17 protein-coding genes are annotated in these 15,524 nt (G+C 72.0%); 16 read left to right on the top strand and 1 reads right to left on the bottom strand.

Translation table 11 applies throughout. The features are described from left to right. Positions 1 to 33 precede the first annotated feature (33 nt). From JOM49_RS30060 to JOM49_RS30035, 6 genes are all read left to right on the top strand, one after another. A complete protein-coding gene (locus tag JOM49_RS30060; protein WP_209667551.1) occupies positions 34 to 633 on the top strand; it encodes a TetR/AcrR family transcriptional regulator in 600 nt (199 codons plus the stop codon). A 56-nt stretch (positions 634 to 689) separates the two neighbouring features. Continuing rightward, positions 690 to 1,337 (top strand): CatB-related O-acetyltransferase, encoded by a 648-nt coding sequence (locus JOM49_RS30055; protein WP_209667550.1) that lies wholly within the window; start codon positions 690 to 692, stop codon positions 1,335 to 1,337. A gap of 46 nt (positions 1,338 to 1,383) precedes the next feature. Further along, positions 1,384 to 2,277 (top strand): DUF5829 family protein, encoded by an 894-nt coding sequence (locus tag JOM49_RS30050; protein WP_245369528.1) that lies wholly within the window; start codon positions 1,384 to 1,386, stop codon positions 2,275 to 2,277. A 39-nt stretch (positions 2,278 to 2,316) separates the two neighbouring features. Further along, a complete protein-coding gene (locus tag JOM49_RS30045) occupies positions 2,317 to 3,237 on the top strand; it encodes an NADP-dependent oxidoreductase (RefSeq protein WP_209667548.1) in 921 nt (306 codons plus the stop codon). 390 nt (positions 3,238 to 3,627) lie between these two features. Further along, the gene (locus tag JOM49_RS30040) at positions 3,628 to 4,158 is read left to right on the top strand and encodes a hypothetical protein (RefSeq protein ID WP_209667547.1); all 531 of its coding nucleotides are present in this window, start codon (positions 3,628 to 3,630) and stop codon (positions 4,156 to 4,158) included. Positions 4,159 to 4,277: 119 nt separating this feature from the next. Beyond that, complete coding sequence (locus JOM49_RS30035; protein ID WP_209667546.1) at positions 4,278 to 5,537, top strand: FAD-dependent monooxygenase; 1,260 nt, start codon at positions 4,278 to 4,280, stop codon at positions 5,535 to 5,537. Positions 5,538 to 5,655: 118 nt separating this feature from the next. Here JOM49_RS30035 and JOM49_RS30030 read toward each other — a convergent pair whose 3' ends face one another. Next, positions 5,656 to 6,339: a response regulator transcription factor gene (locus tag JOM49_RS30030; protein ID WP_209667545.1), complete on the bottom strand. Its 684-nt coding sequence runs from the start codon at positions 6,337 to 6,339 to the stop codon at positions 5,656 to 5,658. Positions 6,340 to 6,540: 201 nt separating this feature from the next. On the opposite strand from JOM49_RS30030, the gene JOM49_RS30025 reads away from it, so the two are divergent. From JOM49_RS30025 to JOM49_RS29980, 10 genes are all read left to right on the top strand, one after another. After that, on the top strand, positions 6,541 to 7,026 hold the full coding sequence (locus JOM49_RS30025; protein ID WP_209667544.1) for a nuclear transport factor 2 family protein: 486 nt from the start codon (positions 6,541 to 6,543) through the stop codon (positions 7,024 to 7,026). 153 nt (positions 7,027 to 7,179) lie between these two features. Further along, on the top strand, positions 7,180 to 8,250 hold the full coding sequence (locus tag JOM49_RS30020) for a hypothetical protein (protein ID WP_209667543.1): 1,071 nt from the start codon (positions 7,180 to 7,182) through the stop codon (positions 8,248 to 8,250). Then, on the top strand, positions 8,247 to 9,221 hold the full coding sequence (locus tag JOM49_RS30015) for a phytoene/squalene synthase family protein (protein ID WP_209667542.1): 975 nt from the start codon (positions 8,247 to 8,249) through the stop codon (positions 9,219 to 9,221). Before JOM49_RS30020 ends, JOM49_RS30015 begins: the two co-directional genes overlap by 4 nt. Then, the gene (locus JOM49_RS30010; RefSeq protein WP_209667541.1) at positions 9,218 to 10,684 is read left to right on the top strand and encodes an FAD-dependent monooxygenase; all 1,467 of its coding nucleotides are present in this window, start codon (positions 9,218 to 9,220) and stop codon (positions 10,682 to 10,684) included. The genes JOM49_RS30015 and JOM49_RS30010 overlap by 4 nt, the downstream gene beginning before the upstream one ends. Beyond that, a complete protein-coding gene (locus JOM49_RS30005; protein WP_209667540.1) occupies positions 10,681 to 11,028 on the top strand; it encodes a TcmI family type II polyketide cyclase in 348 nt (115 codons plus the stop codon). Before JOM49_RS30010 ends, JOM49_RS30005 begins: the two co-directional genes overlap by 4 nt. Next, a complete protein-coding gene (locus tag JOM49_RS30000) occupies positions 11,025 to 12,284 on the top strand; it encodes a beta-ketoacyl-[acyl-carrier-protein] synthase family protein (RefSeq protein ID WP_209667539.1) in 1,260 nt (419 codons plus the stop codon). Before JOM49_RS30005 ends, JOM49_RS30000 begins: the two co-directional genes overlap by 4 nt. Further along, a complete protein-coding gene (locus JOM49_RS29995) occupies positions 12,281 to 13,522 on the top strand; it encodes a ketosynthase chain-length factor (protein ID WP_209667538.1) in 1,242 nt (413 codons plus the stop codon). Before JOM49_RS30000 ends, JOM49_RS29995 begins: the two co-directional genes overlap by 4 nt. Next, on the top strand, positions 13,516 to 13,770 hold the full coding sequence (locus tag JOM49_RS29990) for an acyl carrier protein (RefSeq protein ID WP_209667537.1): 255 nt from the start codon (positions 13,516 to 13,518) through the stop codon (positions 13,768 to 13,770). The genes JOM49_RS29995 and JOM49_RS29990 overlap by 7 nt, the downstream gene beginning before the upstream one ends. A 19-nt stretch (positions 13,771 to 13,789) precedes the next feature. Continuing rightward, positions 13,790 to 14,575, top strand: coding sequence for a 3-oxoacyl-ACP reductase FabG (fabG, locus tag JOM49_RS29985; protein WP_209667536.1), 786 nt, complete (start codon positions 13,790 to 13,792; stop codon positions 14,573 to 14,575). 14 nt (positions 14,576 to 14,589) lie between these two features. After that, positions 14,590 to 15,522, top strand: a complete 933-nt coding sequence (locus JOM49_RS29980) for an aromatase/cyclase (RefSeq protein WP_209667535.1) — start codon at positions 14,590 to 14,592, stop codon at positions 15,520 to 15,522. The last annotated feature ends 2 nt before the right edge of the window (positions 15,523 to 15,524 follow it).

Below are 15,524 nucleotides of genomic sequence, written 5' to 3'. Positions count from 1 at the left end.
GCAAGCGCCCACTCAAGCAAGGAGGACGCCGGGATGCCGACCGGGGTAGCGCTGCGCGCGGTGCGGGCGCAGTTGTTCGAAGCGGCCGACCGCGTGCTCCTGCGCGACGGCCCCAGCGGGCTGACCAGCCGCGCGGTCACCACCGAGGCGGGGTGCGCGAAAGGCGTGCTGCACCGGCACTTCGACGATTTCGACGCCTTCCTCGCCGAGTTCGTGCTGGACCGCGTGCACCGGATGGACGCGCAGGCCGAGGCCCTGCGCGAAGCCGTGGGCACCGGTTCGGTGACCGGCAACCTGACCGACGCGCTGATCGCGTTGTTCGGCTCGGTCGCGGTGTCGATCGTCGCCCTGGTGACCTTCCGGGACGAACTGCGGGCGCGCCTGCGCGACACCTGGCCCGCGGGCATCCCGGTGCTGACCGACGCCGTGGGCATGATCGAGACCTACCTCGCCGCCGAACGCGAGCGGAACCGCCTCGCGCCGGAAGCCGCGGTCGAAGGCCTCGCGCCCATGCTGATCGGCTCGGCCCACCTGCTCTTCGCCGACCGGACCGGCCCCGCGCCGGACCGGGACGCCGTCCACGCCATGGTCGCCACTGTCCTCAATGGCCTGTCGCCCGCCGAATCCGGCTGACGCGGCCACCTAGGATCCGGGGGAGGACAGCCCCCGACCCGCGAGGAAGCCGCCGCATGCCCGTGCCCGCCGATCCGACGCTGCTCCACCCGATGCCGGGCCAGGAACGGGTGGTGTTGCTCAAACCGCTGGTGAAATCGCCGCTGATCGAAGTGGGGGAGTTCACCTACTACGACGACCCGGACGAGCCCACCGCGTTCGAGACCCGCAACGTGCTCTACCACTACGGCCCGGAAAAACTGGTCATCGGCCGGTTCTGCGCGCTGGGCACCGGGGTGCGGTTCATCATGAACGGCGCCAACCACCGGATGGACGGCCCGTCCACCTTCCCGTTCCCGATCATGGGCGGCTCGTGGGCGGAGCACTTCGACCTGATCACCGGGCTGCCCGCCCGCGGGGACACCGTGGTCGGCCACGACGTCTGGTTCGGCCACGGCGTGACGGTCATGCCCGGCGTGCGGATCGGGCACGGCGCGATCATCGCCTCGGGTGCCGTGGTCACCTCGGACGTGCCGGACTACGGGATCGTCGGCGGGAACCCGGGGAAGCTCATCCGCACGCGGTACAACCAGGAGGAGATCGACCGGCTGCTCGCGATCGCCTGGTGGGACTGGCCGCTCGAGCACCTGACCGAGCACGTGCGCACCCTCATGTCCGGCAGTCTCGAGCAGCTCGAGACGGCGGCTCCAGCGAAAGCCGAGTGATCGTTTTCCCCGTGATCCTATGATCACACCTATGCTGGTTCGCCGGATGACGCGGATTTCCCTGGCCCTCGCCGCAGGCCTCACCATCGGTCTCACCGGGGCTGCCGCGGCGGCCGGGCCGAGTGGGCAGTTGCTGTACTACAACCACGCGTACGGCGTGCTCGACACCGAGACCGCCGACGCCATCGAGCATTCGGACTACCTCCGGGAGTTCGCCAACTTCGAGGTGCGCACCAGCACCGGGGCCGGCGGGCAGACCTGGACCGGCCGCTACCTGCTGGGCCGCGAGACCTACCTCGAACTGTTCGGCGCCGGCGAGCTGCCCGGCCAGGACAGCGAACTCGGCGCCGGCGGCATGGGGGTCTCGGCCGAGCGGGACGGCGATCTGGACACCGCGGTGGAACGCCTGCACGAGCAGGGCGTCACCGAGCCGGTCGAGTTCCTCCAGACCCGCGACTTCGGCGACGGCGTCCCGGTGCCGTGGTTCGACGCCGTGCTGACCACCGACCAGTACGACCGCTTCGGCGCCTGGGGCATGGAATACCGGTCGGAGTACTTCGCCGACCCGCGCGGCAACACCGAGCCGGCGAACTACCCCGGTGACGTCGGCCGCGAGCGCTACCTGAACGACGGCTACCGCGAGCACCTCATGCGCGACGTCACCGGCGTCCACCTCGCGGTGACCCAGCGGGACCTCGACAACACCGTGCCGCTGCTGCGGGCGGGCGGGTTCGCCGTGCTGCCGGTGCCGGGCGGTGTCGTGGCCAAGGGCGGGGGGACCACGCTCCGGTTCGACGCCGTGCCGCTCGCCGAAACCGGCCTGCGCCAGGTGGAGTTCTCGCTGAACCACCCGGTGGGCTACCGGCACACCGAGCCGATCGGGCACTCGGAACTGGTGGTCGGCCCCGGCGCCCGCGCGGTGTGGACGTTCACCCGGTAGAACGGAACGCCGTGACCGCCACCGGGGTTGAATGGCGGCATGAAGGCGATCACCCAGGCCGGATACGGCGGTCCAGACCAGCTCACCCTGTCCGAACACCCCGAGCCGAAGGTCGGCCCCGGTGAGGTGCTGATCGAGGTGCGGGCCGCCGGGGTCAACCCGGTGGACTGGAAGCTGGGCGCCGGTTACCTGGACCCGCTGATGGAGGTCCGGTTCCCCTTGGTGCCTGGCTGGGACGTCGCCGGGGTGGTCGCCGCGCTCGGCCCGGACGTCCCGGAGTTCGCCGTGGGCGACGAGGTGTACGGCTACATCCGCAAGGATTCGGCCCACCTCGGCGCCTACGCCGAGCGCGTGTCGGCCAGCGTGCGGATGCTCGCCCGCAAGCCCGCGTCGCTGAGCTGGGCGCAGGCGGCCGGGCTGCCGCTGGCCGGGCTGACCTCGCTGCAGTCGATCGACCGGGTGAAGGCCGGCGCCGGGGACACCGTGCTTGTGCACGGCGCGTCCGGGGGAGTGGGCTCGGTCGGGGTCCAGCTCGCCGTCGCACGCGGCGCGCGGGTGATCGGCACGGCGAGCGAACGCAACCACGAGTTCCTGCGGTCGCTGGGCGCGGAGCCGGTCACCTACGGCGACGGGCTGGCCGACCGGGTGCGGGAACTCGCGCCGGACGGGGTGGACGTCGTGCTCGACTTCGTCGGTGGTGGTGCGGTGCACGATTCCGCCGGGGTGCACCGGAGCCCGGGCCGCCTGGTGTCCGTCGTCGACGGTGACGCCATCGAACTGGGTGGCCAGCAGCTCTGGGCCCGCCCGGACGCGGCGCGCCTCACCGAACTCGCGCGGCTCGCCGACGAGGGCAAGCTGACCGTGCACGTCGAGCACGAGCTGCCGCTGGCCGAAGCGAGGCGCGCGTGGGAACTCAGCCAGGAAGGCCGGACGCGCGGCAAGATCGTGCTCACCGTCTGAGCGAGGACCGGCGGCACCGGGGAAAGCGGTGCCGCCGTCACGGCCTGGTGACCGTGCAGGCGTTCGGCTCCAGGGGTGGTGGCGTGGTCGTAGTGAAAGCGGGTCAGCGGAAGTTGTCGCCGGTGGTGATGCGCGCGGTGTGCCAGTAGGGCTCGCCGTAGTCGCCGCCGGGCATCTCGCGTGCCTCGTTCTCTTTTCCATGGTGGTTCCCCTCTCGCCATTTTCGTGCCGCACCTTGCGCGCCCTTCGAGGCGTCGAATGTCAGAGAAGTGAAAAGTGCACCGACCCCCCCGGTAATCGGCCGAATGGCTTATCGCCAGTTCGGTGTGGACGGTGGCATTCTGGCCGTTGTCCGCTCTTCTTCCCTCTTTGTCGCGAAGGAAAAAAACCATGCCTTCACCCAAGCTGCCCGCCGCCGCCAAGGTCGCGCTGACCGCAGTGCTGGCCACCGCCTCGGTGGCCGGGGCTGCCGGTCTCGCCGGCACCGCGGGCGGTGCCGAGGCGCCGTCCGCGACGCCGGTCATCGAAGCGGCGGCCGCGCCCGCGGCCGACGCGCCCTCGCACCTGGTCGAGGACTTCCTCCACCCCGGAGCCGAAGAGATCCTGGCCGAGCGGGGGATCGTCGTCGGCCGCGGTGACGGGCACATCACGCTGGCCGACTGCGGGGAGAACACGCTCATCCAGCTCAGAAGCCGGGTGGCGGGCGACGTCTGCTTCCGCGCGGCCGGCAAGGTCGGCTACCTGAGCATGCAGGTTCCGAGCGTCTACCTGATCTACGGCGGCGACAAGAACCTGAGCGCGAAGCTCACCGCGGCCAACGGCCAGTCCAAGACCTACGACGTGGCCGCCGGGCTGTGGAAGCCGGTCGGGGAAAGCGACACCGGCACCGAAGCCGCCCTGATGGAGTTGCGTGTGGTGTGAAACCGGACAGGCGTGCGAAGAATTGACGGAAATCTGTAGTTCACCAGGTTCACCGCATTCACCGGAGTGACTAGAAAGGAGGTGAACGGAAAACAGTTTTCCACATTCGCACGGGGGTTGTGATCAACAACACCGACAACGGTCGTCGCGCGCTGGTCGTCGGCCTGGGCATCAGCGGCCTTTCCGCGGCGATCCGGCTGCGGGGCATCGGCTGGGAGCCGGTGCTCGCCGAGCGCGCGCCGGGCCGCCGCACGGAGGGGTACTTCATCGGCCTGTTCGGCGCGGGCACCGCGGCGGCGGCCCGGCTGGGCTTCCTCGGCGACCTCACCGACCGTGCCTGCCACACCGGCAGCACCCACGAGGTGGACCGCGCCGGCCGCGGCCGCCGCTGCGTGGGCTTCCACGAACTGCCCGGGACGCCGCGGCTGCTGCTGCGTGGTGACGTCGAGGCGGCGGCGTTCCGGGCACTGCCGCCGGAGGTGGAGATCCGGTACGCCACCGAGCCGGTCGCGATCGAGCAGGATGACGGCGGCGTCGAGGTGACCCTGCGCGACACCGCGACCGGCCGGTCGCGCACCGAGCGGTTCGACCTCGTCGTCGGGGCCGACGGGGTGCGCTCGGCGGTGCGCGAGCTGGTCTTCGGCCCGGCGCGGGTGCGGCGGCTGAACTACATGGTGGGCGCGGTGAAGCTGGCCGAGCCGGTGCCGGGCATCCGGCCCGGCGACGGGGCCGTGCTGGCCGAGGTCGGCCGGTCGATGTGGTTGTTCCCCTTCACCGGCACCACGCCGGCGGCGTTGTTCTCCTACCGCACCAGCGACGTGGCCGCGGAGTTCGGCGCACCGCCGATCGACCGGCTGCGCGCCGCCTTCGGCCCGGAGCCGCCCGGTGCGCTGCTGGAGGCGGTGCTCACCGAGTTCGAGCGGGCCGAGCGGCCGCTGTTCGACTCCGCCGAGCAGATCCGGCTGACGAGCTGGCACCGCGGCCGGGTGGTCCTGCTGGGCGACTCCGCCTGGTGCATGACGCTCTACTCGGGCATGGGGGCGTCCGCGGGCATGGCCGGCGCGCACCTGCTCGGCACCCTGCTGGCGGCCCACCCCGGCCGCCTCGACCTCGCGCTGGGGGAGTGGGAGCGCCGGTTGCGCCCGTTCGTCACCTACCACCAGCGGGAAGCGCTCCGGCAGCGGCAGTTCTTCACCCCGGCGAGCCGGTTCCAGCGGGCCGTCCGCTCGACCGTGCTGTGCGGACTGAAGTCACCACGGACCGGGGGTTTCCACCGGTGGGTGCTGGACACCACCGCGGCGAAGTCGCAGCGGATGAAGTCACTGGACATCAGCGCGCCGATCGGCCGGGAGGCCGAGCCGGCGCTGACAGCGAAATGACACCGGCGCCTGGCAGGTTCGCTCCCTCACTCACCTGCGCCGATCTGGAGGCTGACGTGCCGGACGAAGCCCGCCACCGACCCGGTGGCCCCGGCCGCGGTGGGCCGGGGCCACCGGGTCAGGCGGAGACGGACCAGGACCGGAGTTGCTCGGCGAGCCCGATCCGGAACCCGACGCCCCGCACGGTGTGGACCACCGAGGCCATGCCGAGCTTGCCGCGCAGGCTGCTCACATGGGTGTCGATGGTGCGGCTGGACCGGGCCCATTCGTCGTTCCACACCACGTACATGATCTCGCGCCGGGTGAAGACCCGGCCCGGCTCCGCGGCGAGCAGGTGCAGCAGGTCGAACTCCTTCCTCGTCAGTTCGACCTGCCGCTCACCCACCCGCACCTCCCGGCTCTGCGGGGTGATCCGCAGCGGCCCGTAGGCGATCTCGTCCGGCCTCGGCCCGCCACGCCCGACCGCGGAGTGGATGCGCTGCAGCAGCTGCCGGTCGTCGAACGGCTTGGGCAGGAAGGCGCTGAGCCCGCTGCACAACCCGAGCACGCGCTCGAGGTCCGAGTCGTGCTCGGCGGTGCCGATGATCGGCACCCCGCAGGCCGCGCGGATGCGGCGGCACGCCTCGTACCCGTTCAGCGCGGGCAGGTCCAGATCGAGCACCACCACGTCGGCGAACGGCGCCCAGGCCACCACCGCCGACTCGTCGTCTACTTTGGATACTTCGAACCCGCGCTGCCGCAGGCTCGGGACGATCCGGACCGTCCGGTCCGGATCGTCGTCGGTGAACAGAATCCGCGCCACAGATCCCCCAGTGGATCGCAGTTGTGGTTACTTTTTCGGACACTAGCAGAACCGTGGAACCCCCCACTCGGGTGTACGCGCTGGTCGGCCGGATCTTTTGCGAAGACCTGACACAAGGATTCGGCAGGTCCGTTGACCGGTCGCCGCGCCCGTGCCAGCCTGCTCGGAATCCATCCCCTTTTTTCGCCCGTGGAGGCTGAAATGACGCTGCCCGTGCCCGGCGGGGCCCGCGACCAGGAGCTGGCCGACCGCCTGGAACTGCGTGAGCTGGCCGATCGCTACCTGGTCTCGATGGACCGCCGCGAGGACGAAGACTGGTGTGCGCGGGTGTTCACCGAGGACGTGCGCGCGGTGTTCCCGCTCGGGGAGTTCCACGGCCTCGCCGGGGTGGCCGAATTCCACGCGCATGGCCGTCACCGCTTCGAAAAGACGCTGCACACCGGGTCCACCGTGCTGGTCGAACCGGACGGCGACGTGGCCAGGGTGCGGGCGCACCTGGTCGCCGTGCACGTGCCGGAAGCCGCCCGGCCGGACACGCACTTCATGCTCGGCGGCTACTACGACGCCGAGGCGGTGCGGGGGCCGGACGGCTGGCGATTCCGCGTGCTGGAGTTCCACCCGGTGTGGGTCGGCGGTGCCGCGGAATTGCCGGAGGTGTTCACCGGCGGCGGTTTGCCGAATGCCTGACCCGGAATTGTCGAATACCTGAACCCGCGTTCGTTGACCGGGCATTCCGGCGCCGGGGAGAATTGAGGGCAACCGCCACGGCCCTGCCGGGGATATCCGTGGAAATCGAAGCCGGGAAGTCAACGCATGAACCTGCGCGAAAAAGTCATGCCCATGCGGGCAGCGGAACCGACGGCGACCGCCGCGTCGGCGCTCGACCGTGCCCTGGCGTTCATCCGGTCCTGTGTGGACTGTGCCGACGACGAGGACCGGATGCTGTCGCGGGTCTCGTTCGACCCCTCGTTCACCCGGTCGCACCGGATCACCGACGCCCGCGCGGCGATCCGGGGTGAACTGGGGGTCGACGCCGGGTTCGACTTCGGCGACGACCTGTCGACGGTGATCCTCGGGTTGTCGCTGCTGCCGCCGGAGGAGGACGTGCTGGCGGCCAGTTTCGCCAGGCTGCTCGAGCGCGGCCGCGCCGGGCACCGGGTCCGGTTGTTCGCCGACGAGGGCAGCTTCCCGGCCGACACCGACTGCACGGCCGTCGCCGCGCAGGGCCTGCTCGAGAAGGAACTGCTGTCGGGCGGTGAACTCGCCGCGTTCGCGAACGAGCTGCTCCGCGCCGCGGCGCCCCCGGAGGAGGAGGCCCCGATCCCGGCGCTGCCCGGGGTGGTCACCGTGTACTGGGACGACGGCAGGCTGGTCCGCGGCCGCAAGCACGACCCGGTGGTCTGCGCGAACGTCCTTTGTGTACTCAAAGAGGCGGGCAGGCAGGGGCTGGTGCGGGCGGACGAGGTGATCGACGCGACCCAGCGCTACGTGGTGGAGCACCTGAGCTCGGGTGCCTACCTCGAAGGCAGCCGCTACTACCCGTACCCCGAGGCGTTCCTGCATTCGGCGTCCCGGCTGGCCGGGCGGTTCAGCGACTGCCGGGAGCTGATGGCGGGCCCGCTGGCCGACGCCCTGCGTGCGCTGGAAGCCGACCGCGGCGCGGACCGGGACCGGTCGATCAACGTGGCGCTGCGCACGATCACCGCGGTGAACATCGGCGTCCACAACGGACAGGCGGACCGCCGCAGACTGCTCGCCGGACAACAGGACCAGGACGGCGCCTGGCCCGCCTCACCGTACTACCGGCTCGGGCGGTTCCCGGTCTACTTCGGCTCCCGCGTGCTGTCCACCCTGTTCGCGGCGAGCGCGCTCCGGCTTTCGCAGCCTGCCGAAATCGGAGGCGCGCGGTGAAGGACACCGAACTCGACGCGGCGGGCATCAGCGACCAGGCGGACCGCGACGCCTACCGCAAGGCGAGCGACCTGCTCCGAGCCCAGGCCAGGACCCGCGGCTCCGGCACGGCGATCCGGTTCATGTTCCCGCCGTCGAACCGCCCCTACTTCGAGGTGCTGTTCGCCTTCATCACCTACGTCGACGACATCGTCGACGTCCGTGAGCACAGCGTGGAGATCCGCGACCGGCGCCTGGCGGAGTGGGAGTCGGCGTTCTCGGCGGCGGTCAAGGACGAACCCCTGACCGAGGCGTCCTCGGTGGACGAAGAGGCCGACAACGCCATCGCCCGTGCCTTCGTGCACCTGATGCGCACCTGGGACCTGCCGCTCGACGAGGTGCCGCGGTGGGTGCAGGGCCAGCGGAACACGCTGACCGCCACGGAGTACCGCACCCGCGCGGACCTCCAGGAGTTCATCGACACGGTGACGCTGATGCCCGCGATGTGGGCGAACCGCCTGCTGGGCAACGAAAGCGAAGAGGCGGCGGCGCTGTGCCGCCACGCCACCACCTCGTTCCAGATGATCGACTTCCTCTGGGACCTGCGGGAGGACCTCGAACTCGGGTGCCTCTACCTGCCGCTGGACAGCCTGGCGGCGGCCGGGCTCACCCGCGCGGAACTCGAAGCCCGGCTGCGCGGCGGGCGGTTCCACCCGGCGTTGCGCGAACTGCTGGCCACCGAGGTGCGCCGGATCCGGAAGAGCTTCGACCTGGCCCGGTCGTGGCCGGACCTGCTGCCGGTCGCCTCCCGCACCTTCATCGAGTGGGAGTTCGCGCTCAACGAACTGCGGCTGGTCGCGCTGGAACAGGACCCGGTCGCGCACCTGGCGCCCGGGTACCGCACCCCGGCCTCGTTCAAGGCCAGGGCGCTCGGGCGCACCTATCACGACATCGCCAGGGCGGCGCTCGGACGGAAGGGATACCAGTGGTGAAGCACGAGGTGCTCGTGGTGGGCGCCGGCCCGGTCGGGCTGATGCTGGCCGGTGAACTCCGGCTGGGTGGCGCCGAGGTGGTCGTGCTCGAGGCGCTGTCCGTGCCGAGTGGACAGTCGCGGGGGCTCGGGTTCACCGCGCGGGCCACCGAGGTGTTCGCCCAGCGCGGCCTGCTCAGCCGGTTCGGCGTGGTCGAAACCGCCGCGCAGGGCCATTTCGGCGGCATCCCGCTGGACTTCGGCGTGCTGGACGGCGCGCACTTCGGCGCCCGCGGCATTCCCCAGCACCAGGTCGAGGCGGTGCTGGAGCAGTGGGCGAGCGAGCTCGGTGCGCGGATCCTGCGCGGGCACACCGTCGCCGGGCTGGCCGACACCGGTGACGGCGTGACCGTGCTCGCCGACGGACCGGACGGCCGGACCGAGTTCTCCGCCACGTACGTGGTCGGCTGCGACGGCGGCCGGAGCACGATCCGCGGCCTGGCCGGGTTCGACTTCCCCGGCACCGACGCGACCAGGGAGATGTACCTGGCCGACGTGGTGGGCTGCGACATCCGCCCGCGCTTCATCGGCGAACGCGTGGCCGGTGGCATGGTGATGGCCGCGCCGCTGGGAGACGGGGTGGACCGGATCATCGTCTGCCCGCTGGGCCTGTCGCCGCGCGAGGACGAGCCGTCCTTCGCCGAGATCGCCGACCGCTGGCAGGAGCTGACCGGGCAGCGCCTGCACGACGCCGAGGTCCGCTGGCACAGCCGGTTCACCGACGCCACCCGCCAGGTCAGCACCTACCGCAAGGGCCGGGTGCTGCTCGCGGGCGACGCGGCGCACATCCACCTGCCCGCGGGCGGGCAGGGGCTCAGCCTCGGCGTCCAGGACGCGGTGAACCTCGGCTGGAAGCTCGCGGCGACCGTGCGCGGGACCGCGCCGGACGGCCTGCTCGACACCTATCACGCCGAACGGCACCCCGTCGGCGCCCGCGTCCTGCGGAACACCCTGGCCCAGGGCCTGCTCTACCTCAGCGGCGAGGAGGTCGACCCGCTGCGCGCGATCATGGCCGAGCTGATGGCGATCCCCGACGCCGCCCGCCACCTGGTGGGCATGGTCAGCGGCCTGGACATCCGCTACGACCTCGGCGCCGGCGCGCCGCCGCTGGGCAGGCGGATGCCGGACGTGCCGCTCGACCACCGGATCACGGTGTCGGAGCTGCTCCACGCGGGCCGCGGGGTGCTGCTCGACCGCACCGGCTCGGCCGAGTGCGCCGCGGCCGCCGCGCGGTGGGCCGATCGCGTGGACCACGTGGTCGCCGGGCCGCTCGCGCACACCCCGTCCGGCTGGCCCGAAGGCCTGGACGCGGTGCTGCTGCGTCCCGACGGGTACGTGGCCTGGACCGGGACCACGGACCTCGAAGCGGAACTCGGGCGCTGGTTCGGCGTGCCCCAGCAGATCGCGGCGGGGGTGACCCGATGAGCGCGGACCGCCACAGCACGCTGATCGTGGCGCGGATGGACGCGGCGTCGAGCGCCGACGTCGCCGGGCTCTTCGCCGAATTCGACCAGGGCGGGATGCCGGGGCTGATGGGCACCCGGCGACGGCAGTTGTTCCACTACCGCGGCCTGTACTTCCACCTCCAGGACTTCGACGGCGGCGAAGGCGCCGAGCGGATCGAGGCGGCCAAGGGCCGGGCGGAGTTCGTCCGGATCAGCGCCGACCTCAAGCCGTTCATCACCGCTTACGACCCGGAAACCTGGCGGTCGCCGAAGGACGCCATGGCCGAGCGCTTCTACCACTGGTCGGCGGAGCAGGGCGGATGAGCGAACGGGTGGTGATCACCGGTATCGGCGTGCTCGCGCCCGGCGGCACGGGTACCGGGCCGTTCTGGGACCTGCTCAGCGAAGGCCGCACGGCGACCCGGCTGATCAGCGCGTTCGACCCGGCCCCCTTCCGGTCGAGGACGGCGGCCGAGATCGACTTCGACCCGGCCGCGGCCGGGCTCTCCTCGCGGCAGGTGCGCCGGATGGACCGCGCCGCGCAACTCGCGCTGGTCGCGGCCGGGGAAGCGGTCGCGGACAGCGGGCTCGACCTGGACGCGCTCGACCCGGGCCGCCTCGGCGTCACCCTGGGCACCGCGGTCGGCGCCACCACCGGGCTCGAAGCGGAGTACCGGGTGGTCAGCGACGAGGGCAGGCTGTTCGAGGTCGACCACGAGCACGCCGTCCGGCACCTGCACAACTTCCTGGTGCCGAGTTCGTTCGCCGCGGAACTGGCCGTCGAGTTCGGCGCGGAGGGCCCGGTCGCGGTGGTCTCCACCGGCTGCACCTCCGGTCTCGACGCGGTCGCGCACGCGGCCGGGCTGATCCGCGAAGGCTCGGCCGAGGTGGTCATCGCGGGCGCCACCGACGCGCCGATCTCGCCGATCACGGTGGCCTGCTTCGACGCGCTCAAGGCGACCACCCCGCGCAACGACGACCCGGCGCACGCCTCCCGTCCTTTCGACGCCACCCGCAACGGGTTCGTGCTCGGCGAAGGTTCGGCGGTGTTCGTGCTGGAAAGCCTGGCACACGCCCGGAAACGCGGCGCGGTGGTGCACGCCGAGTTCGCCGGGTACGGGACGCGGTGCAACGCCTTCCACATGACCGGCCTGCGCCCGGACGGCACCGAGATGACCGGGGCGATCGAAGCGGCCCTGGCCGAAGCGCGGATCGGCGCCGAGGAGGTCGACTACGTCAACGCGCACGGTTCGGGCACCCGGCAGAACGACCGGCACGAGACGGCGGCGTTCAAGCGGGCGCTCGGCGAGCACGCGCACCGAATCCCGGTCAGCTCGATCAAGTCGATGATCGGGCACTCCCTCGGCGCGATCGGCGCGCTGGAGATCGCCGCGTCGGTGCTGGCGATCCGGCACGACCTGGTGCCGCCGACGGCGAACCTGCACGAGCCCGACCCCGAATGCGATCTCGACTACGTGCCGCTGACCGCCCGGCCGTGGCGCACCGACACCGTGCTCAGCGTCGGCAGCGGGTTCGGCGGGTTCCAGAGCGCGGTGGTGCTGCGGCAGGTGGCCGCATGAGCGCCGCGGTGTTCACCGGCATCGGCGTGACCGCGCCCAACGGCCTCGGCACCGAGGACTACTGGACGGCCACGCTCGAGGGCCGCGGCGGGATCGGCCCGGTGCGCCGGTTCGACGCGTCGGGCTATCCGGCGAGCCTGGCCGGTGAGGTGCCCGGGTTCGAGGCCGCCGACCACCTGCCGGGCAGGCTGCTGCCGCAGACCGACCACATGACCCGCCTCGCGCTGGTCGCCGCGGGCTGGGCACTGGCCGACGCCGGGATCCGGCCGGGCGAACTCCCGGACAGCGAACTGGGCGTGGTCACCGCGAGTTCGGCGGGCGGGTTCGAATTCGGGCAGCGCGAACTGCAGAAGCTGTGGCGCCATGGCAGCGACCACGTCAGCGCCTACCAGTCGTTCGCCTGGTTCTACGCGGTCAACACCGGGCAGATCTCCATCCGCCACGGCCTGAAGGGGCCGGGCGGGGTGGTGGTCACCGAGCAGGCGGGCGGGCTCGACGCGCTCGGCGAGGCCCGGCGCCGGTTGCGCCGCGGCAGCCGGGTGATGGTCTCGGGCGCGGTCGACGGGGCGTTGTGCCCGTGGGGCTGGGTGGCGTTGTCCGCGGGCGGCCGGGTGAGCACGGGCACCGATCCGGGCACGGCCTACCTGCCCTTCGATGCCAGGGCCGCCGGGCACGTGCCGGGCGAAGGCGGCGCGATCCTGGTGCTGGAGGACGAAACTTCGGCCATCGAGCGTGGCGCGCCGACCGTCTACGGCGAACTGGCCGGGTACGCGGCGACCTTCGACCCACCGCCCGAGCGCGGCCGCCCGCCCGCCTTGCGCCGGGCGATCGAGAACGCGCTGCGCGATGCCGGGGTCGAGCCGGGCGAGGTGGACGCGGTGTTCGCCGACGCCGCCGCGATCCCGGCCGAGGACCGCGCCGAGGCCGACGCGATCACCGCGGTCTTCGGCGCCCACGCGGTGCCGGTGACCGCGCCCAAGACCCTCACCGGCCGCCTGGCCGCGGGCGGCGGTTCGCTCGACGTGGCGACCGCGCTGCTGTCCCTGCGGGACGGCGTGCTGCCGGTGACGGCCAACGTGCGCCCCGACGCCGGGCACCGGATCGATCTGGTGACCGGCCACCCGAGAACCGCCGACCTGCGCACGGTGGTGGTGCTCGCCCGAGGTGCGGGCGGGTTCAACTCGGCGGTGGTGCTGCGCGACCGGAAACAGGACGAGGAGACCGGAAGACCATGCTGACCCTGGACCAACTCAGGCACCTGCTGCGCGAAAGCGCCGGCGCGGACGAGGACGTCGACCTCGACGGCGACATCCTCGACACCGGCTTCGAGGCGCTCGGCTACGACTCGATCGCGCTGATCGAGACCGTCGCCCGGATCGGCCGCGACCACGGGGTGCGCCTCGACGACGACGCGGTGACCACCGTGCGGACCCCGCGCGAGCTGCTCGGACTGGTCAACGACGCCAACGTCCTGCGGGCGGGCTGAGCGAGTGGAGAACGGGACCATGACCGAACACAGTGGACGGACGGCGCTGGTCACCGGCGCGACGAGCGGGATCGGCCACGCCATCGCCGAACTGCTCGCCGAGCGCGGGGCGCGGGTCTTCCTGTGCGCCCGCGACGGCGAGGCCGTGGCCGCCACGGTGAAACAGCTGCGGGACCGCGGTTTCGAGGCCGGCGGCACCAGTTGCGACGTGCGCTCACCCGAACAGATCCGGTCCTTCGTGGACGCCGCGGTGGACCGCTACGGCCCGGTCGACATCCTGGTGAACAACGCTGGCCGCGGCGGGGGCGGGGTCACCGCCGACCTCGCCGACGACCTCTGGTTCGACGTGATCAGCACCAACCTGCACAGCGTGTTCCTGATGACCAGGGACGTGCTCTCGGCCGGGGGCATGCGTGAGCGCGGCTGGGGCCGGATCATCAACATCGCCTCCACCGCGGGCAAGCAGGGCGTGGTGCTCGGCGCGCCGTACTCGGCCTCCAAGCACGGCGTGGTCGGCTTCACCAAGGCGCTGGGCAACGAACTGGCCCCGACCGGGATCACCGTGAACGCGGTCTGCCCCGGCTACGTGGAAACCCCGATGGCACAAGGGGTCCGAGCCCGGTACGCGGCGTTCTGGGAGACCTCGGAGGAAGCCGTGCTGGCCAAGTTCGAGGCCAAGATCCCGCTCGGGCGCTACTCCACCCCCGCCGAGGTGGCTGGCCTGACCGGGTACCTGGTCTCCGACACCGCCGCCTCGATCACCGCGCAGGCGCTCAACGTCTGCGGCGGACTCGGCAACTTCTGATCCGAAGGAGGACCATGACCGCCACTCGCGAGGTCGAGCACGGGATCACCGTCGCCGCCCCGGCCGCGACGGTCTACGCGCTGGTGGCCGACACCGGCGCCTGGCCGCAGGTGTTCGGCCCCACCGTCCACATCGAACACCTGGAACACGCCAGGAACGGCCGGGGCGCCGAGCGCCTCCGCATCTGGGCCACCGCCAACGGCACGGCCAAGGGCTGGACGTCGCGGCGTGAGCTGGACCCGGACGGGCTCCGCATCGACTTCCGGCAGGAGGTCTCGCAGGCGCCGGTGGGGGCGATGAGCGGTGCCTGGGTGATCGAGCCGAAGGCCGAGCGGGAGTGCCACGTCCGCTTGCTGCACAGCTACCGCGCCGCCACCGGCGACCCGGCCGACCTGGCCTGGATCGACCAGGCGGTGGACCGCAACAGCGACGCCGAACTGGCGGCGCTGCGGCGGCACGCCGAGCACGGCGACCCGGTGATCAGCTTCGCCGACACGGTCTCGATCGACGGGCGGGCCGAGGACGTCTACGAGTTCCTCAACGAGGCACAGCACTGGCCGGACCGGCTGCCGCACGTGGCGCGCGTGTCGCTGGCGGAGCCGGTGGCCGGGCTGCAGACGCTGGAGATGGACACCGAGGCCAAGGGCGGTTCACGGCACACCACGAAGTCGATCCGCGTGTGCCTGCCGCACCGGCTGATCGCCTACAAGCAGATCGGGTTGCCGGCGTTGCTGAGCCTGCACACCGGGCAGTGGGTGATCGAGCCGGACGGCGGGGGAGTGCAGGTCACCTCGCGGCACAGCGTGCGGTTGAACGAGGACCGCATCGAAGCCGTGCTCGGCGCGGGAGCGGGACCCGGGCAGGCGGAGGAGTTCGTCCGGACGGCGTTGAGCACGAACAGCCTGGCCACGCTCGGGCACGCGAAGTCCTTCGCCGAGGGGCGCTGACC

It is taken from the genome of Amycolatopsis magusensis, assembly GCF_017875555.1.
GTDB lineage: Bacteria > Actinomycetota > Actinomycetes > Mycobacteriales > Pseudonocardiaceae > Amycolatopsis > Amycolatopsis magusensis.
The sequence above is the reverse complement of the archived record's forward strand: the minus strand, read 5'-3'. Positions and strand labels throughout refer to the sequence as shown.